The sequence below is a fragment of the Piscinibacter sp. XHJ-5 genome (assembly GCF_029855045.1).
In the GTDB taxonomy this organism is placed as follows: Bacteria; Pseudomonadota; Gammaproteobacteria; order Burkholderiales; family Burkholderiaceae_C; genus Albitalea.
In genome coordinates this window covers 6257660-6281490 of record NZ_CP123228.1, presented here as the reverse complement: position 1 = coordinate 6281490, position 23831 = coordinate 6257660, and the positions used below count along the sequence as shown (strand labels likewise).

Below are 23831 nucleotides of genomic sequence, written 5' to 3'. Positions count from 1 at the left end.
GCCAGCGGGAGAGGGAGTCTTTGCCTGCCCATCGCCCATGACCTACATCACCAAGCCCAAGCTGCACCACCCCACGCTGCCGAAGAACACGCTGGGCTTCACGCGGCGCGACTACGAAGGCAAGGTTTCCACGCTGTGCGCCGGCTGCGGCCACGACTCGATCTCCGCCGCGCTGATCCAGGCGTGCTGGGAGCTCGACATCGAGCCGCACCGCGTCGCCAAGCTGTCGGGCATCGGTTGCTCGTCGAAGACGCCGGACTACTTTCTCGGCAATTCGCACGGCTTCAACACCGTGCACGGCCGCATGCCCTCGGTGCTGACCGGCGCCAACCTCGCCAACCGCGAGCTCCTGTACCTGGGCGTGTCGGGCGACGGCGACTCGGCGTCCATCGGCCTCGGGCAGTTCGCGCACGCGATGCGCCGCGGCGTGAACATGACCTACATCGTCGAGAACAATGGCGTGTACGGCCTGACCAAGGGCCAGTTCTCGGCCACCGCCGACCAGGGCAGCAAGTCGAAGAAGGGCGCCATCAACACCGACACGCCGATCGATCTCGTGTCGCTGGCGCTGCAGCTCGGCGCGAGCTACGTGGCGCGCAGCTTCTCGGGCGACAAGGAGCAGCTGGTGCCGCTGATCAAGGGCGCCCTGCGGCATCGCGGCGCGGCCTTCATCGACGTCATCAGCCCGTGTGTCGCCTTCAACAACCACCCCGGCAGCACCAAGAGCTACGACTACGTGCGGGCGCACAACGAAGCGGTGAACCGGCTCGACTTCATGCCGCGACGCGACGCGATCAGCGCGAGCTACTCGCCCGGCGAGGTCATCGAGATCACGCAGCATGACGGCAGCCTGCTCCGGCTGCGCAAGCTGGCGGTGGGCTACGACCCGGGCGATCGGCTGGCGGCGATGAATCACATCGCGGCGCACGAGGCGCGCGGCGAGATCCTCACCGGCCTGCTGTACGTGAACGGGGATGCCGATGACCTGCACGGCCACCTGAAGACGGTGGCCACGCCGCTCAATCGACTGGGAGAGGCCGAGCTGTGCCCCGGCGCGGGCGTGCTGGCGGCCTTGAACGCGGAACTGGTCTAGTGCCCGGTCACTGCCCGGGGCAATCGATCACCGCCGTCGACACCAGCTCCTCGAACAAGGCCAGCGTCGCCTGCGCCGACAAGGCGTACGGATCGAGCACTGCGCGCTCCGAGTACTTCAGCAGGATGCCGGGATTCAGCCGCGACAGGTTGGCCTGCCCCATCGCCCAGCCCGAGAAGCGCCGCTCCGGCACCTCGTCGTAGCTCAGCAGCACCACGTCGTGGTGCCGCGCATCGCGGGTGATCTTGTTGTACAGCGCGCTCACGGCATTGCGCCCGCCTTCGAGCAGCTGCAGGAACACGCCGTCCGTGAAGATCAGGACCCCGGTGATGCCGGCCGACGCGTTGTGGGCGCGCGCGGCCTTCATCACCGCGACCAGCGTGTCGTGGTTGACCGCCTGCGCGGCCCGGCTTGCGTAGATCAGTCGCACCAGCATGGCAACGTCTCCTAATAGGAATCCTTCTTGCTCAGGAGCGACAGGAATTCACGGCGCAGGTTGGCATCCTTCAGGAACGAGCCGCGCATCACGCTGTTGGTCATCATCGACTCGTCATCCTTGACGCCGCGCCAGTGCATGCAGAAGTGATCGGCCTCCATCACGATGGCCAGGCCATCGGGCTTGACGCGCTCCTGCAGCTCGTTGGCCAGCATGATCACCGCCTCTTCCTGGATCTGCGGCCGGCTCATGATCCAGTCGCAGATGCGTGCGTACTTGGACAGGCCGATCAGGTTGGAGTGCTCGTTGGGCAACACGCCGATCCACACCTTGCCGAGGATGGGGCACAGGTGGTGCGAGCAGGCGCTGCGCACCTTCACCGGGCCGACGATCATCAGCTCGTTGAGGCGCGAGAAGTTCGGGAACTCGGTGACCGAGGGCATCGCGACATAGCGGCCCTTGAACACCTCCTGCAGGAACATCTTGGCCACCCGCATCGCGGTGTCGTTGGTGTTGTGGTCGCTGTCGGTGTCGATGACCAGCGAGCGCAGCACCTCCTGCATCTTGGTCTCGACCTCGCCGCGCAGCTCGTCGAGCTCGCCTTCCTTGATGAAGTCGGCGATGTTGTCGTTGGCGTGGTAGCGGCAGTTGGCACCGACCAGCCGATATCGGATGCGCTCCGACACCGGCAAGCCGGCGAGCTCTTCCTCGCTCTTGAAGATGGGGTTGGATGTCTCTCTCAGCATGGGAAACCTCCCGGAAGGGGCGGTGCCGGAGCGTAACAGGGCCCGCGTGACCGGGCGGCCGTGGGGCCACCGGCGCGGCGGCCCCTCTCGCCTAGACTCGTCGCGGTGAGCTCCAGTTCAACCCCTTCGACACCATCGCTGCCGTTGGCCCGGCTGCTGGGCCATGCCGCCGACGCGGTGCAGGCGGTGCGCGCCGGGCAGTCGCTCAACGACGCGCTGGCGCGTTGTCCAGCCGACGCGCGGCCCGGCACGCAGGCGCTGAGCTTCCACGTGCTGCGCTGGCTGGGCAGCGCGATGGCGGCGCGTCAGCTGCTGGCCAGGAAAGCGCCGCCGGCTGCGGTCGACGCATTGCTGCTGTCGTCGCTTGCGCTGCTGTGGCCGGCAGTTGATGCCGAACTGCCCTATCCGCCTCATACCCTGGTCGATCAGGCGGTGACGGCCGCACGGCAACGCCACGGCGCGAGCGCCTCGTTCGTCAACGCCGTGCTGCGCCGCTTCCTGCGTGAGCGCGACAGCATCGTCCAGGCCGCCGAGCGGGATCCGGTGGCGGTGCACAACCACCCTGTCTGGTGGGCCGAGCGCCTGGGCCGCGACTGGCCCGAGCAGTGGCAGTCGCTGCTGGCCGCCAACAACCGGCGCCCGCCGATGACGCTGCGCGTCAATGCGCGCCGCGGCGATGCGCCCGGCTACGTCCGGCGGCTGCAGGCCGAGGGACTCGCCGGCGAGGCGTTCGGCACCCACACCGTCGTGCTGGCCCAGCCTTGCCCGGTGAGTCGCCTGCCCGGCTTCGCGCAGGGCGACGTGTCCGTGCAGGATGCCGGCGCGCAACTCGCAGCACCGCTGCTGGTCGGGTCCGACGACGGCCTGCGCGCCGGCGCCCGGGTCCTCGACGCTTGCGCCGCTCCCGGCGGCAAGACCGCCCACCTGCTGGAGCTGGCCGAGCTCCACCTGCTGGCCCTCGACAGCGACCCCCGGCGCACCGAGCGCATCGCCGAGACCTTGCGCCGGCTGTCGCTGGACGCCGAGATCGCCTGCGCCGACGCCGCCGATCCGCCGGCCTGGTGGGACGGCCGCGCCTTCGACGCCATCCTGCTAGATGCGCCCTGCACGGCCTCGGGCATCGTGCGCCGGCATCCCGACGTGCGCTGGCTGCGCCGGCCCTCGGACATCGCCGCACTGGCCGCCACCCAGGCGCGTCTGCTCGACGCCTTGTGGCCGACGCTGCGCCCCGGCGGACGGCTGCTGTACTGCACCTGCTCCGTCTTCAAGGCGGAGGGCCAGGACCAGATCGACGCTTTTTTGCAACGCCACAGCGACGCCGGCATCGCCAAGCGTCCTCCGTCCCCCGGACACCTGCTTCCGCTGCCCGACAATGTCCAGCAGGCGCCCACCGCGCCTCCTGTCGGTGCATCGCCCGACGGCTTCTTCTACGCCCTGCTGCAAAAGTCCTGAAGTGCTTTCCTCGCCGTCGTCGCGTCGCCTGGATCCGGCTGGCCGCCACCCCCGTGCGATGCACGCCGGCTGGCGCCTGCTTTGGGCGCTCTGGCTGGCGGTGGCCGGCCTGCTGACCACGGAGTCGCGAGCCGATCAGCCCGAGTTCACCGAATTCGACATCGTCCACAACGAGGAGGGCGTCTATCTCGGCTTCGGGCTCAAGTTCGACCTGCCGCGGGGCGTGGAAGACGCGCTGCAGAAGGGCGTGCCGCTGTATTTCGTGGCGGAGGCCGAGGTGTTTCGCGACCGCTGGTACTGGCGCGACAAGAAAATCAACAAGGCGTCGCGGGTTTGGCGAGTCGCCTTCCAGCCGCTGACCCGAAAATACCGGGTGACCTTCGGTGGACTGAACCAGAACTTCGACAACCTGAACGACGCGCTCGCCGCGGTGCGCCGCGTGAGCCAATGGAAGATCGCCGAAGACAACCAGATCGAGGACGGCGCGCGCCACTATGTCGAGTTCACCTACCGCCTCGACACCACGCTGCTGCCGCGGCCGATGCAGATCGGCATCGGCGGACAGCCGGAATGGACGCTGCTCGTTGAAAAATTTCAACGGTTCAACTGAGCGAGCCCCCGAACCGGCCGCAAGACGATGACCAAAGCCAACCGCTGGGCCTGGATCATCTCGCTGGTGGCCATCACCGGCACGGTGCTGGTGCTGGCCTTCCTGCTGTCGATCGCCACCAACAACCGCGCCTTCTACGAGCGCCACTACGCCTGGCTGTTCTGGGTGAACGTCGCGGTGGCCGGCTTCCTGGTGCTGGTGATCGGCATCGCCGCGGTGCGGCTGCTCATCCGCGTGCAGCGCGGCAAGTTCGGCAGCCGCATGCTGCTCAAGCTGGCCGCCATCTTCGCGCTGGTGGGCGTGGTGCCGGGCGTGCTGATCTACACGGTGAGCTACCAGTTCGTCTCGCGCTCTATCGAGAGCTGGTTCGACGTCAAGGTGGAAGGCGCGCTCGACGCCGGCCTGAACCTCGGCCGCGCGACGCTGGACGCGCAGCGCTACGACCTGGCGAACAAGGTCCGGCTGGCCGCCGAGCGCCTGGCCGACCGCTCGGAGGGCCGGGTCGACATCCAGCCGCTGGGGCTGGAGCGCCTGCGCGAGCAGCTGTCGGCGCAGGACATCGCCATCGTCGGCTCCAGCGGACAGATCATCCTGTCGGCGGGCAGCTCGCCGGGCGCGCTGCTGCCCGACCGGCCGTCGCAGCTGCTGCTGCGCGAGGCCCGCACCACGCGCATCGTCAGCCAGCTCGAGGGCCTGGAGGAAGACGCCACCGCCGGCAGCGCGCGCGTTCGCGCGCTGGCCTACATCCCGAGCACCAACTTCGAGCTGGCGCAGCAGGACCGCTACCTGATGGCGACCCAGCAGGTGCCGCCGTCGCTCGCCGCCAATGCGCTGTCCGTGCAGTCCGCGTTCCGCGAGTACCAGCAGCGCGCGCTGGGCCGCGAGGGTCTGCGCAAGATGTACATCGGCACGCTCACCCTGACGCTGATCCTCGCGGTGTTCGCCGCGCTGCTGCTCGCCATGACCCTGGGCAACCAGCTTGCGCGGCCGCTGCTGCTGCTGGCGCAGGGCGTGCGCGAGGTGGCCGAGGGCGACCTGAGCGCCAAGCCGGTGTTCGCCTCGCGCGACGAGCTGGGCGGGCTGACGCGCTCGTTCGCCGACATGACGGAGCAGCTGTCCGAAGCGCGCGAGATGGTGCAAAAGAGCGTGACGCAGGTGGAGTCGGCGCGCGCGAACCTGCAGACCATCCTCGACAACCTCACCGCCGGCGTGATCGTGTTCGACCGCGCCGGCCACATCGACACCGTGAACCCCGGCGCCACGCGCATTCTTCGCGTGCCGCTGTCGGCCTATCGCGGCAAGGGGCTGGACGAGGTGCCGGGGCTGGAGAATTTCTCCGAGGCGGTGCTGCAGCGCTTCGATCTGCACGACGCCAGTCCCGAGGCCGGCGAGCGAGACCACTGGCAGGACTCGTTCGAGCTGCAGACCGCCAGCGACCGCGACACGCAGACGCTGCTGGTGCGCGGCGCGGCCATGCCGCAAGGCGCGCGGCTCATGGTGTTCGACGACATCACCGAAGTCGTGTCGGCGCAGCGCAGCGCGGCCTGGAGCGAAGTCGCGCGGCGGCTCGCGCACGAGATCAAGAATCCGCTGACGCCGATCCAGCTGTCGGCCGAGCGCCTGCAGCAGAAGCTCGAGCCCAAGCTCGAAGGCACCGACCAGGCGATGCTGGTCCGCTCGGTCGGCACCATCGTCAGCCAGGTGCAGGCGATGAAGACGCTGGTCAACGAGTTCCGCGACTATGCGCGGCTGCCCGCCGCCCAGCTGCATCCGCTGGACCTGAACGGGCTGGTGCGCGAGGTGCTGGCGCTGTACCAGCAACCGCAGGAGGCCGGCCGGCTGCACTGCGAGCTGAGCGGCGACCTGCCGGCCATCCTGGGCGACCATTCGCAGCTTCGGCAGGTGATCCACAACCTGGTCCAGAACGCGCTCGACGCGGTCGCCGACAAGGAAGACGGGCGCGTCACCCTGCGCACCGAGGCCAATCGCACCGACCGCGGCGACGTGCGCGCGGTGCGGCTTCAGGTGGTCGACAACGGGCCGGGATTCGCCGACAAGGTGCTCAAGCGCGCGTTCGAGCCCTACGTGACGACCAAGAGCAAGGGCACGGGACTCGGCCTGGCCGTCGTGAAGAAAATCGCGGACGAGCACGGCGCGCGCGTGCGCATCGCCAACCTGCCCGGCACCCCGGCGGCGGGCGCGCAAGTTTCGTTATCATTTTCGAAGTTGGCGCCCCCGGGAAGCGCAACCACCCCTCCACCCACCGCAGCGGCATCACCCTCGCCGGCGGAAGCACGGGCACATTGACGACCGTTCATGGCCACCATTCTTGTAGTCGACGACGAGCTGGGCATTCGCGCCCTGTTGTCGGAAATCCTCACCGACGAAGGCCACAACGTGGAGCTGGCCGAAGACGCCGCGCAGGCGCGCGCATGCCGCGACCGCCTGCGTCCCGACCTCGTGCTGCTCGACATCTGGATGCCGGACGTCGACGGCATCTCGCTGCTGAAGGAATGGGCCGCAGGCGGGCTGCTCACGATGCCGGTGATCATGATGAGCGGCCACGGCACCATCGACACGGCGGTCGAGGCGACCAAGCACGGCGCCATGGCGTTTCTCGAAAAGCCCATCACCTTGCAGAAGCTGCTGCGCGCGGTGGAGCAGGGGCTCGCCAAGCCCGGCGCCAAGCCGGCCGCAGGACCCGGCGGCGCGGTGCGCGGCGACAACGGCGCGGCGGGCGAGCCGATGATGCTCGGCGCTTCTTCGTCGATGAGCCACGTGATGCCGTCGCCGGTGTCCTTGTCCCTGGGGCCGCAGTCCGAGCAGACCTTCGATCTCGATCGCCCCTTGCGTGAGGCGCGCGATGCGTTCGAGAAGAGCTACTTCGAGTTCCACCTGGCGCAGGAGAACGGCAGCATGACGCGCGTCGCGGAGAAGACCGGCCTGGAGCGCACGCACCTGTATCGCAAGCTCAAGCAGCTCGGGGTCGATCTGTCGCGCAACAAGCGCGGCGGGACCTAGGCGAAGGGCGGGCCGCTGCCCGAGTGCTGCTAGAATGGCCGGCTCGCGGCCAAGTAGCTCAGTTGGTAGAGCAGCGGATTGAAAATCCGCGTGTCGGTGGTTCGATTCCGCCCTTGGCCACCAAGTTGCTGTTTCAGGGAATCCAATAGGATCCCATGACGCCGAAAGCCCTTGAGAATCAACGCTCTAGGGCTTTTTTGTTGTCCCGGAAGTTACCGCAGCATGGCTTGAGATTCCCCGAATCGTGCAGTAACTTTCGTAGTAACTTGATTGACGCTGCTCAAAGATGCAGCAGTTGCTGCAATGCCTCGCCACCTCATCGTTTCGGACGCCACCATCATGGCCATCCGGCCCGGCGAGACGCGCAAGCGCCTCAACGATGGCGACGGGCTGTACCTGCCGCTGTTCCTAAACGGCGGCGCACATGCATGGCGCTTCGACTACGCCTTCCATGGAAAACGCAAAACGCTGTCGTTCGGGGTCTATCCCGACACGTCACTAGCGCTGGCTCGGCGGAAGGCTGACGAGGCCCGGCAACTGGTGGCGGAAGGCCTCGATCCCAGCCAGAAGCGCAAGGCGGAGAGGGCGGGGCATGCGCAGGCTCGGTCAGCCGAGGAGCGCGAGGTGCAAGGGCTGCCGCCGCTGAACTCGTTCGAAGATGTCGCGCGCGAGTGGTACGCCGTGCGGCGCGACGGGTGGGCTCGCAGCTACGGCGACAAGATCATTGCTCGCTTCGAAAACGACGTCTTTCCGTTGATTGGCCGCGTTCCCGTGGCCGACGTTACGCCGCCGATGCTGCTCGAAGTCATGCGGCGCGAAGCCGGGGTGTCGTGGAGACCGCTCACCGGGCCCTGCAGGGTTGCAGCCAGGCCTTGCGCTACGCCGTGGCGACGGGCAAGGCGTCCAGCAATCATCCTGCTCGCGACCTCAAAGGGCGCTCAGGCGAGGGATCCCCAAGAACTTCCCGGCGATCGTCGATCCGAAGCGACTTGGCGAGCTGCTCCGCGCCTGCGACCACTATGCAGCGACGCCTGTCGTGCGTGCTGCACTTGATTTGGCTCCGATGCTGCTGCGCCCGGGCGAGTTGCGCTTTGCGGAGTGGCCCGAAATCGATCTCGATGCTGCGATGTGGACAGTGCCGGCCATGCGGATGAAGCGAGAGCTGCGCGAAAAGCTGCATGGAGCGCCTCACCTGGTGCCGCTACCGAAGCAGTCGATCGCAGTCTTTCGCGATCTGCACATCCTGACCGGCCACGCCAAGATGGTATTTCGTGGGGAGCGCCATCACGACCGCGCGATGAGCGAGAACACAATCAATGCGGCGCTGCGAGCGATAGGGTTCTCTGCGGACAAAGTGACAGGCATTGCCTTTCGGGCGACGGCGCGGACGATGCTGCATGAGCGCCTCGGCTTCGATCGGAACGTCATCGAGGCGCAATTGGCGCATTCGTTAAGCGACAGCCTCGGGCGGGCTTACAACCGCATCATGGTCGCACTGAGGATCAGACTATGGCTCCCTTTATCAAGGCTGCTTTCCAAGGGGCTCTTCAGGGGAAGCACGCACTCGCCACCGTAAACATCATATTGACCCTTGTAATAGCGCTAGTTTCTGCTATCGCAGCCGTGGTTCAAGCAGGCATTGCTGCCTCTCAACTCCCCCCACTGCCGCAGGTTCAGGCCACATCCTTGAAGGAGTTGAGAACTCAAATTGAGGAGCGTCGCGCTACCCTCCAACGTGAAATGTCGCATCTCGATGAGTTACTCCGGGACCTAGGCCGCGTCGAAACCATCTTATCCGGCTCAACGCAAATGTCGATTCCCTCATCCAGGGACGTTTGGTTGCTGACTGCTATAAAGACGCTTGCAGTCTATGTTGTCTTGGTCTTTTCGGTGATGATTTCCATACCCGCATTGGCAATTGATCTTGTCGCATTGATATTTGGCCATGAATTTCCATCTCTGCGGGTCATTTGGGGCTGGTCGTGGCGTCAAGTTGCCGTCGATTGGTACTGGTCCAAGGCATCTCCATTCGGTATAGTTTCTGGCATTGCGCTGCTTGTCGGAGTTTCCGCAATTGCTCCGATTTTCGAATCAAAGCGATTCAGGGAACGTCGAGTTGAGTCAAGCTCAACGGCTGACCCGATCAGCAAGAATGTCAAGCCATCCCCAGATGGTGGCTCATTCCATGAGCCACGTAGCCGAGAGGATGAGCCAACTTGAAGAGAAGCTTGTTCATGGCATGGAGCAAAGTGCAGTACCAACGAGGCGTGTCGATGGGCCGCGGGCAAAGCAAATCCTTCATGAATTGCATGCGCCGAACGGCCGAAAACGACACATCTCCAACGTTGCAGCAAGCTTGCGGCTGCTTCCATGCTCAATAGGCTTGCTGCGGCTCGACCCTGTGAAGACCGGGTGGTGAGCCAGGCAGCCGCCGGGCCACGACAGGGACGCCGGTCAGGACGACTCCGCTCCAGCGAAGCAGGATTGTGGAAAAACAAGTCGCCGTTAAAGCTAACGGATATCTGCGACCGGATGTGAGCGCTGCCCCGCGGGGCTATGCACGTCACCAATGCCTCAAGAACCTCGCGGCTATCCACGCGATGAGGAATCCAACCGATACGGCCCCCATGGTGCCGCCTATGGCCAGGATGCTGACCGCGCTCTTGCCCGCCAAGTAAGCTGCCGCCACGGCCGCCAGGGTCAAGGGCAGTGTCAAGAGCAACGCAGCCAATGCCACACCCAGCCCCGTGATGACAGGTGCGCATCGAAAAAGCCACCGCGTGCGATCGGTTCGTTCAGCAGGCCTACGGTCAGGCTGCTTGCCGAGGACCACAAATTCTGCGATTTCCGGCCAGAACTGTTCGCTGATAGCAGCTCCATGTCCTCCCGGGACGAATCGGAACTCGCTCAATTCCACGTGTGGGGACGTGCTCTCGTTCGGGAGCGGCTTGGCCACGCTTGGCGGCGGCTCCGCGTCTCTGAACCCGAACGCTCCGGCGCCACCAACGTCCAGCCAACGAAGGTGAAGGAACTCAAAGACGGCAGGAAGAAATGCGACAACTCCGTCTGCGCTGCCGACGTAATTCAATACTGCGTTCACGCGACCAGTAAAGCGGCCCCATCGAAAACTGCGTCGAACCACACTGCCCGCGAAGACGATTCGATCGAACTTGATCGCGGGACACAGCTCCAGCGCTCGAGCGGCAATGTACGTGCCGTTGCTGTGCCCAACAAAACTGATTTTTGCGCTGGGAAAGTGGCTTCGCACGTCTGCATAGCGTTCCATGAACCAATACGTTGCCTCCTGCCGACCCCCAGGCTTGACGAAGTCCAGCATCGAGAAATATCCGTAGCTCGGAGTCGGGGAGCGCACTACGATTCCGCTTCGGCGACCGACCGTCTTCAACTCTCTTGCGACACGCTTCGTCCAGAAGCCGTTGTCGCGGATTCCGTGAATCACCATCACCGCGAGTTGAACCTGCAAAGGGCGAGCAACTGCCGCTGTTCCGCTATCCGCGATGTCCATTGGGTCCAAGTAATCGTCGATGTCGTCCGCCGGAACGGCCCACGAGCGGGAAGCCAGCCCTTGGAAATCATCGACGATGGCCGCGGCCAGGCGCTCCTTTCGCTCCGAGGCGGCCGGGTCGATTCCGTCAATATGCAAGGCTTCGGTGTGGTTGCTTCCGTGAAGCTCGATGAACGCGAACTCGTTGCGCGGGCCGAGTTCAGTACAGTCCGCCGGCGAAATGTATTCATCCTTCGCGCCGACAAGAAACACGGTTGATGGCAATCCGCCGGGTGCTCGCAGCGGTGAGGGGTGGCTTCGCTCCATTCGAGCGCGAAGCATGTGCAACACGTTGATGTACTGAATGCGGGTTGAGACGACGAACGGAGCGCCACGCTTCAGCTGAACGATCATCGGCGTGGACGATGGCGGCTCTCCGCTGGCGCGGCGCCACCATCCCACCAGCTTTGCAAGCCCGATAAGGATCGGTCCCAAGAACCGAACATGAGCTGGTGATGCGGATGAGAATTCCCAACCCCTCGTAATACCAGCAAGCACGACTAACCTGTCGATCAGGTTCGCCCAAGGTGCCGGTGCGGACGAGACCGTGCCGTCGTCGCCTGCGCCGTGCGCCATGCAAAACACTCTGCGCGCGATCAAGGATCCGGCGCTGTAGCTCAGCAGGACGATGCTCTCAATTTGCGGTGATGTCCGCAACTTTGCGTCGATTATTTGGAACAAATCACTAGCGAGCAATTCTGGCGCTCGCATTGAAAACATGCCCATGTCGAGATCCGGTGCCCATATCTCGGCATTCGGCAATCGATTTGTCAGTGCATTCAGCACGGCTGGCCGGAAATCTCCTCCCGTCGTACCGAACAGCAACGCCTCTCCTGTATTGGTCCAGCCTCTTACCGCGATCACCAAAAGCGACTTGCCCATTGCTTACTCGCTTCGTACTGCAGACGAAGGCCAAGTTTGCGCCGCCAAGCAAGCGCAAACACCCCTAGGACGAGGGATGAAACCTGCGGCGGGGAGGGGTGAGCTAGGTTCTCCGGATCTACAACTGCCGCATGTCCTTCAACCATAGAAATGGAATATCGGCCACATCGGCACGTGCTGTCGAGTCCGTAACTCCGCCCATAGACATGCAAACTGGACCCGTCGTCTCGCGCTGCGCCATTCACTCCACACCACAATTGCTTGTTCCAGTTTCTTCTGAGCTGCGGGACTTCCTTCAAGTCCGACGCGACGCAAACCAGCTGCACCGCGGCACTACGCGGTCGCAAGCCGTGGTCCATCCGGATTGCCCTGCCTCAGAATCCTGGGTATCAATGCCACCAATGCGGCCGCCGGGGTACGGCGCGACCCAACATCTGCCGTAAGGTCATGCTCGTTTACAAGGCCGTTTCGGATACGGGCGGGTATGCCACTACGGGAGGCATGAACGTCTGCGCGCAGGCCACTTCGAACGCGGTCAGTTCCGACTGAAGGGTTTGCGCAGATGCAAGTCCCATCGCCTGGCGAACTTGACTGCAATCGAGGGGAGCGCGATCAGCAGCGCCACCAGGAGAACGCCCAGCAGTGCGAACTTTGCGATGGTCAAGCGTGCAATGTCGTCTGCGCGCAATCGTGATGTCCCGGACGTGCCGGAGATGATGTCGAGGAGTCCGAAGTTTTCACAGTAGTCGGCGGTGGCGCCGAACAGCGCCAAGGCGCACAGCAGGTACTTCGTCCACTTCCGGACGGGATGTCGTGTTCCGTCCCTCAACGCGACCACGAATGCGCACACGAAGAGCGCCGTGTATACGGCGACGAATAGGTTGTCAACCTGGAGGAACCAGAAGAGCGGGTTTGTCGCCAACTCGCCTCGCGCTCCCGGCAGCGACAGCAAGCGCTTCGTGTGAGACGTGCATGAATCGACGGACCAGCATCCTGCGCCGCCGAGGCCTTGCAGCGTGGCCATGCTGATGAGCTGCAAAGTCACGAGCAGCAGCGTCGATGCCAGGAGGATCAGCAGCAGCAAATCGGCCAGCGAACCGTCGCGAGGCGGGATCGTGGCTTTCTTCTTGCGAAGTCCCATGAAGATCAAGGCGTGGTGAATCTTTCGAGTCACGCACAACGGCTCTTCTTTCGGGGTCGGTTGCGACACCAGCGGCGGTCCCACCGATCGCTCGCGCAGGAGCCACTTGTGCTGCGCCAGGCATTTTCCGGTGATGAACGCGCCGAGCTGGCGGTAGCTCTCGAACTGGCTTTCGTCGAAGAACTGGTCGCCCGTGGTTTGGTGAGGGAACGTCGAGTCCTTGCCAGCGTAGTGCAGAACATCCATGGGTTCTTCCCGCGAGGGGCACATGGTGGGTTTAATCAGCAAGATGCGGCCATCAGCGATGCCGTTGCCATATTCCACCGTGCCCATCGCGTAGCCGGTTTCCCGGCACATGTCGTCATCCGGCTTTGCATTTTGAAGGGCCGGAAACCGGATGTTTACGCCGAAGTCGATGCGGCATTTGCGGATCGACTCCCCAAGGTCGCCGAACTGTCGGCGCGAGTCGGCGCCAGCATCGACGACGACGATGACACTGCATTGCCTGCGAATCAACTCATACAGGCCCAGGTTGTCGAAGTGACCGCCGTCGGACAGATAGACGAAGCTACGTCGTTCATTGCTGTACCCGAGAAGTTCCTGAACGAGTGGGATGATGCCGAGCCATGGACTGGGTCGGCTCCACCGGGTGCCGAGCGGATTGGGGCTCCAACGCCCGAGGCGCACATTGAATAGCGTGAGGACGAAAGCGCGTGCGGGATGCGTCGCGCGCCCCATGTTAGGGCTGACGGCAGCGCCGGACGTCGCCATCGCCATGCCCAGCTTGAAGCCCGGGTCCTCGATATCCTTGCTCGCGTAGTCCTCGGTGGGGCAGTAGCCCCGCTGGCGCCACTGTTCCTCGACTTTCATGCTTGTCGAATCGCCTTGCGTCGCTGCAAGTGAGAAGCCGCAATACCAGGGTGTGAACGAAAAGGAAGCCGCTTTGCGTTCCTGCCAGGCCAGATTGGAGCCTTGGGAGATGTTCAGCGTCGTGTTGACGATGTGCAGGGGGCGCTGTCCTCTGAGTTGGACCAGCGTGAGGTCGTCGTGATCGTCCAGACCGGTGAAGGGCTGCTCATTTCGCCGCTTGTTGCTTGCGCCAAGGTAGCACCGCACCAGCCTGTTCTTGTACATGTTGTGCAGCGAGAACTTGTTGATGTCCACACGAAATGCAAAGAGAAGCACCACCACCGCCAGACCCGCGATCCAGCCCCACACGCTGGTCAGCAGCGTGCGATTTGCGCTGACTTGGGCGAACGACCCGATGTCATATGCGTGCACACGGAATGTGGGGGCAAGATCTGGGGGTTCGTGCTTGACGGCTGACACCTTGTAGTCGACCGTGTCCTTGGCGGTGTGCAGTTCGAACGACAACGCTGGCGCCGGTGCCACCGTTGCCGTCTTGGTCGACGAGCGGAAGAGTGCCAGAGCGGCTGCGCTCACCGCCACTGCCGTCACAATCAGGAGGCCGATCACGAAAACCGACGCCGCGGCGTTCAAGGCCGTATCGATGCGCACGCGCGCTTTTTGCGAGGCCCCTTCAGGTTGACGCAGAAGGAGGGATGCAAACAAGCTGCCGATCCAACCCGTCCCGATCAATGAACTCCACGCGCCCAAATGCTCCGACACCCACGCGACCAGTGGCAGTGAGAAGAAGGCCAGGAGGCCCCAGGCCAGCCAGAGTCCAGCTAGCATCAAGAACCATGCATTGAGCCGGCTCCACCATTCGCGGCTGCGTTCGAAGAAAACCCTGCCCACCAGACCCGTGAACACGGACGTTGCGATGCCCAGGGCCGCGAGAACCGACGGCGGACCGAAGGCGATGGTGGCCAAGTGCCGATGTGTTGCGGCCGATGCGTCGCCCAGCCCCCTCCAGATCTCCAACAACCCTGCCAATGCGGCAAATCCGGCGACCAGGGCAACTGCCCCGGCGATCAGGTAGACGACGAGTTTTTTGGCCAGCACAACTGGAAAGGCGCGCGCGATCCAGGCATCGCGGACGAGCCAAGCTAACAGAAGAACCACGAGCAGTGCGCCCATGTACATAGCCGCCAGCGTGCCGTCCTCGACGGGATTGCGATTGGACTGGAACAACCACACCGGTGCACAGCATGCGGCGATCAACCCGGGCACGATCACGGACCAGACCACACCGGGTGCGCTGATGAGCCAGTTACGGCGCCGGCCCACCGGCAGACCCTGGTGCCACAGGTTGTAGCCCACGAGTACGAAGAGCACGAAGCCGAGCCATGCAGCGGCGAAGCCAAACGCTCGAGGATTGGGCTCGTAGCGCTGAAGCAGGTCCAGCATCCCGTACGGAATTGCAAACAGCAGGCAGATCGCGCCTAGTAGCACGACCAGGTTGAGAACGAAGTTGCGCAGCCAGGTGGCCGCGAGCGTCAACGAGTCGAGAGAAAAGATACCCACCCGAGGGGCGAGGTAGTTGCTATATCGGCGCAGCCAAGCAATCTGTTTCGGCTCATTGGCGGTCGGAACGTCGTTGATGAGGGTGCTCTCAGCGGAGCCCATCGCATCCTGCACCGTCTTTAGGCCTTCTCGCTGGATCCAGGCGCTGAGCCAACTGCCGATGTAGCCGCCTCCAGAAACCGTGGAAAGGTAGTCGAAGGAAGCGAGCTTCTTCTCCCGGGCGAGCGCTTGAAGTGCTCCGAGCGCAAAAGTCGCGCTGCGAATCCCGCCACCCGACAGGGCCAAGCCGATATCACCGCGAGGAACGGTGTGGCTTTCGCCAGCGGCCTGGCGTTCCCGGTCAATCGCCGTCCGCTCCTCTTTGAGGCTCCTGTACAGGTCGACATTGGCGGGGTTGATCTCGGCCATCTTTCCTCCCGGATTCTTGCTGTTGGCGGGTAGCTTGCGAGCAAACAAAGGCCGAGGACAAGCTGTGGCGTCCCATACGTGTGGGAGGCGCGGGCGCGCATCGATCTATCTTGAGCGTGTTCAAACTGTTGATGGAAGCTGACCCTTTTTTTGGGAAATGCACCCGACGTTGGTGTGCCGCTTGATCTCGGCATGGAGCAGTTCCAGCGGGTTGGTCGAGTAGATCTGCCGCAGCGATGCGGTGGCCGTTGTTGCTCACGGCCTGACGCTCGGGCCGGCCTCGCCATCATCGCCCGCTCTCTTCGGTCCGAACTTGTCGGGTGGCGGCTTGGGGACCCTTGGGCGTTGGGTATTGGCTGCGTGTCGGGCGGCAGTTCGTGTTGCGGCTGCGCCCGTTTCGTCGTCAGCGTCGCGTCGACGGTCAGTTCCACCGCCGCCCCGCGGCGCCGGCGGCTGCAAGTAGTTGTTGATCGCCAGCTGCACTTGGGGTTGCTTGAAATACTGCCCGTGGGCACATTCCAGCTTGGGCTGCGTACGGCCGCATCCGGTGGCCGACTGCGCGGTCACCACCAAGTCATGCGGCCGCTGCAGTGCGCCGAGCAGGAAGCCCTCGGACGCCACGCCATAGCCGGCGATGCCGCTCAGGATGTCGTAGTCGCTGCCCCAGGACAGCAAACGCACCGCCTCCGCACTGCGCTGGATATAGCGCAGCGCCTCAGCGCCTTCTTGCATGGCCAGGATACCTGGCGGCAGCGTCGGCGATTCCATTACGTAGAACATCGCCTTCGCCAGCGGCGACAGCACCGGCACCGGCACGTTGTCGGCGATGCCTTCGCCGAGCTTCATCAGCAGGTTGAGCGCCTTCTTGCCCATCGCCACCAGCGGCGTGCCTTGATAGGGCGTGCCAAAGGTGTAGACCGTTACGTCGCCCGCGTAGCCGGCGTCGCGCAGCACTTTGGCGGCGTCCGCGGCTACAAGACCGCCGCGCGAATGCGCGACGAGCAGCAGCTTGCGCACGTGCAGGCGGTGCGCGATTTCGGCGGCCAAAGTCTTGACGTTGTCGATGATTGGCACGAACGTGTCGTGCTCGAAGCGGAGCACCGGGCAAGGCACCATGAACCCGGTTGTTGCCGGTGGAAAGAGGTCCTTCAGCCCAGTGATGCCGCACGACGCGGTGCCGTGGACGAACACCATCGCGATGTCCCCATCGAGCGGCGGTTCCACTTCTTCAAGCCTTGGGCATGTGTCGGCAATGGCCGGTTGCGCCGCTTCCAGTTCGGCTAGTCGGCTTTGCATGCGCGAATCGGAGGTCAGCGCCGGCTCAGGAAGCGTGATGCGCCGCAGGGCGCGTGCCACGACGAAACCGGTGGCGCCGACGAGAGACGCTGTGTAGCCCCGGCCGCTCTGGCGCATCAGCGTCCAGCCGTCGACGATGCCTGTGCGGCGGCCGACGAAGGCCCGCCACTCCAACAACGTTTCCAGCTGGTGGCCAGAGCTGGCGTGGCGGTGGAGCATGCGCTTCATGCGCTGTTCCTCGGCACGCTCGGGTATGTACTCGACGCTCAGCTGGACCTTGTCGTCCGCGACCGAGATCAGCATGGCGCCGCGGTCGTGCCAAGCCAGGCAGGAGGGGCGGTTCTGCCCGTCGCCGGCATGGCGTGCGATACCCCCGTCCGCAGCCTTGAGCACGGGCAGGCCGGTCCACTCCATCTCCTTGGCCGCTTCCTCGGCGGTCGCCGCCCACTGATGAATCGGCATGAAGCGCTGGGCATCAGGCAACGCTGCTTCCTGCATCAGGAGCCGGTAAGTGGGGCTTTCAATGTCCCCCATCTCGGCAGGCCGCGGTGCCTGCCCGTCATCATCGAGGGGCGAGGTGGCGACCTCGTAGGGCTTGCCCTCTGCACCTTGCGCGGTGACTTTCCACATGGTGCCTCCCGAAGTGCACTGTTGAGAAATCGATGGGACGCCCGGACATGGCGGACGTCAATCCGGCGATCTAGGGACCTGCGGAGACATCATTGCGTTCGGCGCCCGGCGTTCCGCCACGTGTGTTCAGGCTTATCGGACACGCCCATCGGACGCTGGGTACGCTCCTCTGCCCACTGTGAAGCGGCCGGCCAGAGCCTGCAAACGCTGCGGCGACAACTCACCAGGCGCCTCAGTCGGCAGCGCCCTTGCTGCGTTATCGAGCAGCGCGGGCAACGCCCACGCCACGTAGACGTGGTGGCCCAACGTCGTCGTACCGAGTGCCGCACCGGAACGACGGCACGCCGGTGCTGGGCAGGTCTTCGATTGGCCGACGCCCCGCCGCATTCTCGAGCTGCCACACCCATACCGCGCCAGCCGATGCGTCCGATACCTCGATTCTCGCGGGGGGTTGACGGCGGCGTAAAGACTCTTTACAGTCCGCTCCCATCGAGAAACCGGCTGGCGAGAGCCACAGTCAGGACGACAGGACATCAACGTGAAATCGCGCAACGTCATTCGGACCCACCGACCTCTGCAGGGGCGGGTCGCGTTCGTCCCGTCATTGGCGGCGGCGATGCGCGGGGCCATTCCGACGGGCTATTGCCTTGATCGGAGCGAGGGTCCGTTGAATCCGGGAGAGGGCAGCGCCTAGCCGCGCAAGGTCCACGCTCTGTTCGCAGAGGCCCGGAATCCGAAAGGTTCCGGGCCTTTTTCTTTGTCTCTTCACCCGGCTTGTGCGTTGACGCAGGCCTGGCGATCGATGGATCGCCGCCACCGGCAGCGGTGGATGCTCTTTAACAACTTGCCGCAAGTCGACCTCGGTACTGGCCGATGGTTCGCCTTGCACCTTTGCGGATGTAGCTCAGCAGGCAGAGCGCGGCCACGCCATGGCCGAGGCCACGAGTTCGAGACTCGTCATCCGCTCCACTTCGGCTGTGTCCATGCACTGCGAGGCCACGCGACATGGTGTTGGTGGGCACAGCCGAAGTGGAATCACACCAGCCCTCGGTGCGCAGCAGGCAGAGCGCCAGGCCGTGCGTTCGAATCGTCGCCCGGGGGCACCAGTTCAAGAAGCCCCTGTCGAGCTCACGCTTCAGGGGTGGAAAACGGCCGCAACGATTGGGCGGCGCCGGAACCCGTCACCGGATGGATTCGCTTCGTTCACTTTTCACTTCAACCCACCCAAACGACCATGAATCGCTCGATGATCCAGCGCAGGCAGGACGCCGAGCGCGAACGAATAGAACTTTGCGACGCCGCGCTTCGCCGCGTGGTGCGCCGCGCACGGCCCGCTCCAGACTTCAGCAAGGCGGTCGAAGAAGCTGAACGTGGCTTCTCCGGCGAAGTCGTGCGCGATCCCCGGTCCTGGCATCCGCAGATGAAGACGCGGGACGCCGCGCGCCTGCGCCTCGCAGCGGCGCGGCATCTCTTCGCGCTCTACCCGGTTCCCGCGATGCTCGAGCGCATCTGGATCGACGACACGGGCCTCGGCGCCGACGAAGTGCGGCTGCGCAGGCAGTGGTATGTCACGGCGGCGCGTGGTGGCTCGCTCTACAAGGCGGGCGCCAGCATGTGGTTGACGCGCAAGGAAGTCCACGCCTTCCTCCATCCGTCGGCTGGCCTGGGCTTCGATGAAGCCTTCTGGGAAGCCATCGCGCGCTCCTATGCCGGCGACGCCGCCATGGCCCTGCGCGTTGCGCGCTCGAAGATTGCCCGGGCGCCGCGTGGCGAGATCGAGTTCTGGCGTGGGGTGGTGCGGTTCTTCTGCGCCAACCCGGCACCGGTGGAAACGATCGACGATCTGTGCGACTACCTGGCCGCATGCCGGCGGCGGGACCCGCACTACAGCCTGGAGGGTCGCACGTTGCCGACGCTCACCCGCCGCATGCACGAGTGGCACCACGAGATCGCGGCCATCGAGCGCATCGAGGCGATGCGGCGCCGAGCCCACGGGCGCGGTGCAGACACCTGGGCGGCCAACGCGGCGTGGCCGGGCTCGCCCCTTGCAGATTGGGAGTGGGTGCCCTCGTCCAAGGACGCCAAGGCCAAGGGCGAGCGCTTCGTGGTCAAGCAGCTGAAGCAGGCCGAGGACCTGGTGATGGAAAGCCGGGCGATGCGTCATTGCGTGTCGACCTACGCAGGCAAGTGCATTGCCGGTCACGCATCGATCTGGTCGCTGCGACGTTGCACCAGGGACCGGATCGATCGTCTCCTGACCATCGAAGTCGACCCGCAACACCGGGCAGTGCAGGTGCGCGGGCTCGCCAACCGGCTGGCGCACGAGGACGAGCGCAACGTCATCGAGCGCTGGGCCAAGGCGCGCGGCATCACTTTGCGGTGAATCACCCCGTGCGCTTGGGTGTGGCCGTAGCTCAATGGCAGAGCTGCGGGATGTGACCCCGCCGGTGCCGGTTCGACTCCGGCCGGTCACCCCCAAGCGCATGCAACTTCAATGCGTCGCGAACTCGAGCGGCAGAGTACCGGGCTCTTAACCCGGCGTGTCAGGGTTCAAGTCCCTGGCGACGCACCAGCATCAACCCCCTCGTGGCGGAACAGGCAGACGCACCGGTCTCAGAAACCGGAGCCCACAGGGCATGTCCGTTCGACTCGGACCGAGGGGACCACACAACAGTCCGGTAGCTCAGCGGAAGAGCGGCGCCCTCATGAGGCGACGGTCGGTGGATCGTGCCCACCTCGGACTACCAATGGCTTCCATCGGGGTGTAGTCGAGAGGCATCAGACAGCCGGCTTTGACCCGGTGCACACAGGTTCGAATCCTGTCGCCCCTGCCAAGACCAGCCCCCTAGCTCAGAGGCAGAGCAGCGTTCCTACAAAGCGAAGGCCGACGTTTCGAAATCGTCAGGGGCTACCAATGCATACGTCCGTAGCTCAGCGGCAAGAGCGCGACTCTCCGAAGGTCGAAGTCGGTGGTTCGAATCCACCTGGACGTACCAACCAGATCGATCACAGAACGGCCATGAAAGGAGGCCGACCATGCACCACCAACACCACAGCCACGTGCTGCAACTCGACATCCAGGGCACGCCGCAGGCGTGGATCTCGCTCGAGCATGCGGCCGTTCACATGGCCACAGGCTCGGTGGCGTGGGTCGACGGCCTCGGCCCGCTGGCCACGCTGCGTGGCGGCTTCAACGTCGTGCGCGGCCGGCAGTCGGTGATCGACGTGTTTCCGATCATCGCGTTGCGCGGTGCCTCGAAGGTCAACCTGTTCGACGTGGTGCCGGCGTTCAGCAAACTGAAGCTGTTCCGTCGCGACCGGATGACGTGCGCCTACTGCGGCCAGCGCTTTCACGAGCGCAATCTGCAGTGCGAACACATCGTGCCGGAATCGCGCGGCGGCCGCTGGACCTGGATGAACCTGGTCACTGCCTGCGGCACGTGCAACGGCCGCAAGGCCGACCGCACGCCGGAGGAAGCGGGCATGCCGCTGGTGTACCTGCCGTACGTGCCGAGCCGCTTCGAGGACTTTCTGCTCGAAGGCCGGCACATCCGCGCCGACGTACACGAGTGGCTGGCCGCGCGCCTGCCGAAGGGATCGCGCCTGAGCTGAAGGGCTCTGGTGCTCCAGAGTCTGCTGTGAAAGGCGATCGCTGACAGGTCAGGGGTTGGGGCGCAAGCCCGCCCCGCCGGTGTGCGGCATCCGGATTCGTCCGTGGGTGCCACACATGCCGCGCCGCCGGAAGCAGCGGAATGGGTCATCAAAGGTTGCAGCGCGAGCTGCCGGGTTCGAGTCCCGGATGACCACCACTGTTGTGTAGCTCAGTCGGTTAGAGCAACTCTGAAAGGAGTCTGTCGAAGGTTCGAATCCTTCCCAACGAATGGCCTGATAAGCCATCTCCAGCAACAAACGGTCGAAAGACCACCGCCGAACGTGCACCGAGGGCCATCTTAATGATGGCCCGACCGTGCATCAGCGGCGGCCGCTCGTGCGCCGAGCACGCGGGGCTTCGCATCCACGGCCAGCCGAGGTGGTTCTCTGCGTGGGAGCCGCCGACGCGCACCGTGGCCTCCGGGCCCAGGCATTCGTCGTCCGCGGCCGTTGCTGTAACGGCACCCATTCAACACACGCTTCAAGACAAGGAGAACACCCATGAAGATCAAGCGTGTCACCGTGAAGAAGAACGAGCGCGGCCTGCTGCTGCGCAATGGCGATTTCGAGCGCGTGCTGCAACCCGGCACGCACTGGCTGTTCGCCGGCCTCGACACCCTGCGCGTGGAACTCTTCGCGCTGGAGCAGCCGGCGTTCACGCACGTCCTGGCCGACTACCTCATGGCCAAGGAGCCGGCGGTGGTCGCAGACGAGTTCGTGCGCGTCGAGCTCAGCGAGGCCCAGGTCGGCCTGCGCAGCGAGAACGGCGCGCTGGTCGAGGTGCTGGCGCCGGCCACACGGCGCCTGTACTGGAAGGGCCTGGTCGACGTGCAGGTCGAGGTGATCGCCATCGACGGTCCGGCGGCGTCGGCCGAGGTGCCGCAGGCCGTGGTGGCGCGCCTCGTGCAGACCCAGCTGCGCCAACGTGCAGTGCAAGGCCTGGCCGGCGTGCTGCAGGTGCAGGTGCCCGAGCACGGCGCCGGCATCCTGTGGGTCGACGGCAAGGTCGAGCGGCTGCTCGCGGCCGGCTCGTACGCGTTCTGGAAGTTCAACCGCAACGTGTCGGTGGAACTCGTCGACCTGCGGCTGCAGGCGCTCGAGGTGACGGGCCAGGAGATCCTGACCCGCGACAAGGTGGCCCTGCGGCTGAACCTGTCGGCCACCTGGCGCTACACCGATGTGCTCAAGGCCTACAAGGAACTGGCCAAGCCCGCGGAGCACCTGTACCGCGAGCTGCAGTTCGGCCTGCGCGCCGCGGTGGGCACGCGCTCGCTCGACGAACTGCTCGAGAACAAGACGGTGATCGACGAGGTCGTGACCGCCCAGGTCGAGGCCAAGCTCGCGGACTACGGTCTGCAGCTCGACGGCGTGGGCGTGAAGGACATCGTGCTGCCGGGCGAGATGAAGACCATCCTCGCCCAGGTGGTCGAGGCCGGGAAGTCGGCCGAGGCCAACGTGATTCGTCGGCGTGAAGAGACGGCCGCGACCCGCTCGCTGCTCAACACCGCCAAGGTGATGGAGGACAACCCCGTCGCCCTGCGGCTGAAGGAGCTCGAGACGCTGGAGCGCGTGGCCGAGCGCATCGACAAGATCTCCGTGTTCGGAGGTCTGGACCAGGTGCTCAACGGGCTGGTGAAGCTGCGTTGAGTGCTAGCCTGCCGGTACTCCGGCAGGCCCTCAACCCAAGGAGAGATCATGACCACGCCTGCTCTGCAACGTGCGGTTCGGCGCGCCCACGAGGTGTTCGGAGGCCACAAGGCACCGAACGGGCCACTGAACGTGTGCACGTCCTGCTGCATCCCCGAGGAACTGGAGCGCGAAATGCGAACCTGGCCCTTGCGCATGCTGACGGCGCGCCACTTCTATCAGTACTGCACGGGCGCCATGGCTGACCTGGTGCAACCTGCAGCGGAAGTTCGATACCTGCTGCCGCGCTGGCTCGAACTGGTTGCGGCGGGCGAAGAGACCCACCATTCCGTCGAGCTGAATCTCGATCGTGTCGGCCGCTGCCCGGCGGGTTCCTTCACGATGGAAGAGTCCAGCGTGCTCGACGAGTTCATGCTGGCCTACTTCGATCACCATCTGAATGGCGCCGACGGTTGTGGCTGCGGGTCCGATCCGCTGTCGCTCCTGATCATGGCGGATGCGGGTGGGCTGGCGTTGACTCCGCTGCTGCACCACTGGACGGCGCATCCCGGGCCTGCCTCGACAGTGCAGTTCGTCCGAAGCACGTACTGGGACTTCTGGCCCGAGCAGTCGCTGTCCAACCCTTTCGCTAGCGACCGCGATCGGCTGCAAGCGATTGTCAAAGACTGGATGCTGGCGCCAGCCACCAAGGCTGCATTCACCGCCAAGCTTCTGAACCCTGACTTCCTCGCTCATGTCACACAGGTTCGCTGCAACCACGGGGTGCCATTGGCGCTCATGGTGGAGGCCGTGTTCGATGCCTTGAGCCACTGAATGAAAGAAAACC

The 23831-nt window shown here is 64.7% G+C and carries 17 protein-coding genes and 10 tRNA genes; 22 read left to right on the top strand and 5 right to left on the bottom strand.

The genetic code is table 11. The annotated features are described in order from the left end of the window. Window positions 1-37: 37 nt before the first annotated feature. Window positions 38-1093 (top strand): 2-oxoacid:ferredoxin oxidoreductase subunit beta, encoded by a 1056-nt coding sequence (locus P7V53_RS29810; protein WP_280153097.1) that lies wholly within the window; start codon window positions 38-40, stop codon window positions 1091-1093. A gap of 7 nt (window positions 1094-1100) precedes the next feature. Here P7V53_RS29810 and P7V53_RS29805 read toward each other — a convergent pair whose 3' ends face one another. Both P7V53_RS29805 and P7V53_RS29800 read right to left on the bottom strand, forming a co-directional pair. After that, window positions 1101-1529 (bottom strand): BLUF domain-containing protein, encoded by a 429-nt coding sequence (locus P7V53_RS29805; RefSeq protein ID WP_280153096.1) that lies wholly within the window; start codon window positions 1527-1529, stop codon window positions 1101-1103. A gap of 11 nt (window positions 1530-1540) precedes the next feature. Next, window positions 1541-2275 (bottom strand): GTP cyclohydrolase I, encoded by a 735-nt coding sequence (locus P7V53_RS29800; protein WP_280153095.1) that lies wholly within the window; start codon window positions 2273-2275, stop codon window positions 1541-1543. 144 nt (window positions 2276-2419) lie between these two features. Between P7V53_RS29800 and rsmB the strand changes: the two genes are divergently transcribed. The 8 genes from rsmB (at window position 2420) to P7V53_RS29760 (ending at window position 9578) form a co-directional block, all read left to right on the top strand. Beyond that, on the top strand, window positions 2420-3727 hold the full coding sequence (rsmB, locus tag P7V53_RS29795) for a 16S rRNA (cytosine(967)-C(5))-methyltransferase RsmB (protein ID WP_348273456.1): 1308 nt from the start codon (window positions 2420-2422) through the stop codon (window positions 3725-3727). 100 nt (window positions 3728-3827) lie between these two features. Beyond that, a complete protein-coding gene (locus tag P7V53_RS29790) occupies window positions 3828-4337 on the top strand; it encodes a DUF4390 domain-containing protein (protein WP_280153094.1) in 510 nt (169 codons plus the stop codon). A gap of 27 nt (window positions 4338-4364) precedes the next feature. Further along, window positions 4365-6644, top strand: a complete 2280-nt coding sequence (locus tag P7V53_RS29785; protein ID WP_280153093.1) for an ATP-binding protein — start codon at window positions 4365-4367, stop codon at window positions 6642-6644. 9 nt (window positions 6645-6653) lie between these two features. Further along, window positions 6654-7358, top strand: coding sequence for a response regulator (locus P7V53_RS29780; RefSeq protein ID WP_280153092.1), 705 nt, complete (start codon window positions 6654-6656; stop codon window positions 7356-7358). A gap of 47 nt (window positions 7359-7405) precedes the next feature. Next, window positions 7406-7481, top strand: a tRNA-Phe gene (locus P7V53_RS29775). 147 nt (window positions 7482-7628) lie between these two features. Then, window positions 7629-8411: an Arm DNA-binding domain-containing protein gene (locus tag P7V53_RS29770; RefSeq protein ID WP_280153091.1), complete on the top strand. Its 783-nt coding sequence runs from the start codon at window positions 7629-7631 to the stop codon at window positions 8409-8411. Next, entirely contained in the window at window positions 8395-8934 is a 540-nt protein-coding gene (locus P7V53_RS29765; protein WP_348273455.1) for a tyrosine-type recombinase/integrase, read from the top strand. The genes P7V53_RS29770 and P7V53_RS29765 overlap by 17 nt, the downstream gene beginning before the upstream one ends. After that, a complete protein-coding gene (locus P7V53_RS29760) occupies window positions 8868-9578 on the top strand; it encodes a hypothetical protein (RefSeq protein ID WP_280153089.1) in 711 nt (236 codons plus the stop codon). Before P7V53_RS29765 ends, P7V53_RS29760 begins: the two co-directional genes overlap by 67 nt. 343 nt (window positions 9579-9921) lie before the next feature. Here P7V53_RS29760 and P7V53_RS29755 read toward each other — a convergent pair whose 3' ends face one another. The 3 genes from P7V53_RS29755 to P7V53_RS29745 form a co-directional block, all read right to left on the bottom strand. Next, a complete protein-coding gene (locus P7V53_RS29755) occupies window positions 9922-11805 on the bottom strand; it encodes a hypothetical protein (protein WP_280153088.1) in 1884 nt (627 codons plus the stop codon). A 535-nt stretch (window positions 11806-12340) separates the two neighbouring features. Further along, complete coding sequence (locus tag P7V53_RS29750) at window positions 12341-15781, bottom strand: patatin-like phospholipase family protein (protein ID WP_280153087.1); 3441 nt, start codon at window positions 15779-15781, stop codon at window positions 12341-12343. Between the two features lie 255 nt (window positions 15782-16036). After that, entirely contained in the window at window positions 16037-17707 is a 1671-nt protein-coding gene (locus P7V53_RS29745; protein WP_280153086.1) for a hypothetical protein, read from the bottom strand. Window positions 17708-18600: 893 nt separating this feature from the next. Between P7V53_RS29745 and P7V53_RS29740 the strand changes: the two genes are divergently transcribed. The 13 genes from P7V53_RS29740 (at window position 18601) to P7V53_RS29680 (ending at window position 23818) form a co-directional block, all read left to right on the top strand. Continuing rightward, window positions 18601-18676 (top strand) — tRNA-Gly (locus P7V53_RS29740). 265 nt (window positions 18677-18941) lie between these two features. Beyond that, the gene (locus P7V53_RS29735) at window positions 18942-20090 is read left to right on the top strand and encodes a PcfJ domain-containing protein (protein WP_280153085.1); all 1149 of its coding nucleotides are present in this window, start codon (window positions 18942-18944) and stop codon (window positions 20088-20090) included. A gap of 20 nt (window positions 20091-20110) precedes the next feature. Beyond that, a tRNA-His gene (locus tag P7V53_RS29730) sits at window positions 20111-20181 on the top strand. Between the two features lie 22 nt (window positions 20182-20203). Further along, window positions 20204-20279 (top strand) — tRNA-Lys (locus tag P7V53_RS29725). An 8-nt stretch (window positions 20280-20287) separates the two neighbouring features. After that, window positions 20288-20373 (top strand) — tRNA-Leu (locus tag P7V53_RS29720). Window positions 20374-20379: 6 nt separating this feature from the next. Beyond that, window positions 20380-20454 (top strand) — tRNA-Met (locus P7V53_RS29715). 11 nt (window positions 20455-20465) lie between these two features. Then, window positions 20466-20541: transfer RNA gene (locus tag P7V53_RS29710), tRNA-Gln, on the top strand. A gap of 5 nt (window positions 20542-20546) precedes the next feature. After that, window positions 20547-20621: transfer RNA gene (locus tag P7V53_RS29705), tRNA-Val, on the top strand. 6 nt (window positions 20622-20627) lie between these two features. Beyond that, a tRNA-Arg gene (locus tag P7V53_RS29700) sits at window positions 20628-20703 on the top strand. 40 nt (window positions 20704-20743) lie between these two features. Further along, entirely contained in the window at window positions 20744-21319 is a 576-nt protein-coding gene (locus P7V53_RS29695; RefSeq protein ID WP_280153084.1) for an HNH endonuclease, read from the top strand. Window positions 21320-21516: 197 nt separating this feature from the next. Further along, window positions 21517-21588: transfer RNA gene (locus P7V53_RS29690), tRNA-OTHER, on the top strand. Window positions 21589-21859: 271 nt separating this feature from the next. Then, on the top strand, window positions 21860-23005 hold the full coding sequence (locus P7V53_RS29685; protein WP_280153083.1) for a slipin family protein: 1146 nt from the start codon (window positions 21860-21862) through the stop codon (window positions 23003-23005). 48 nt (window positions 23006-23053) lie between these two features. Continuing rightward, window positions 23054-23818: a hypothetical protein gene (locus P7V53_RS29680; RefSeq protein ID WP_280153082.1), complete on the top strand. Its 765-nt coding sequence runs from the start codon at window positions 23054-23056 to the stop codon at window positions 23816-23818. Window positions 23819-23831 lie beyond the last annotated feature (13 nt).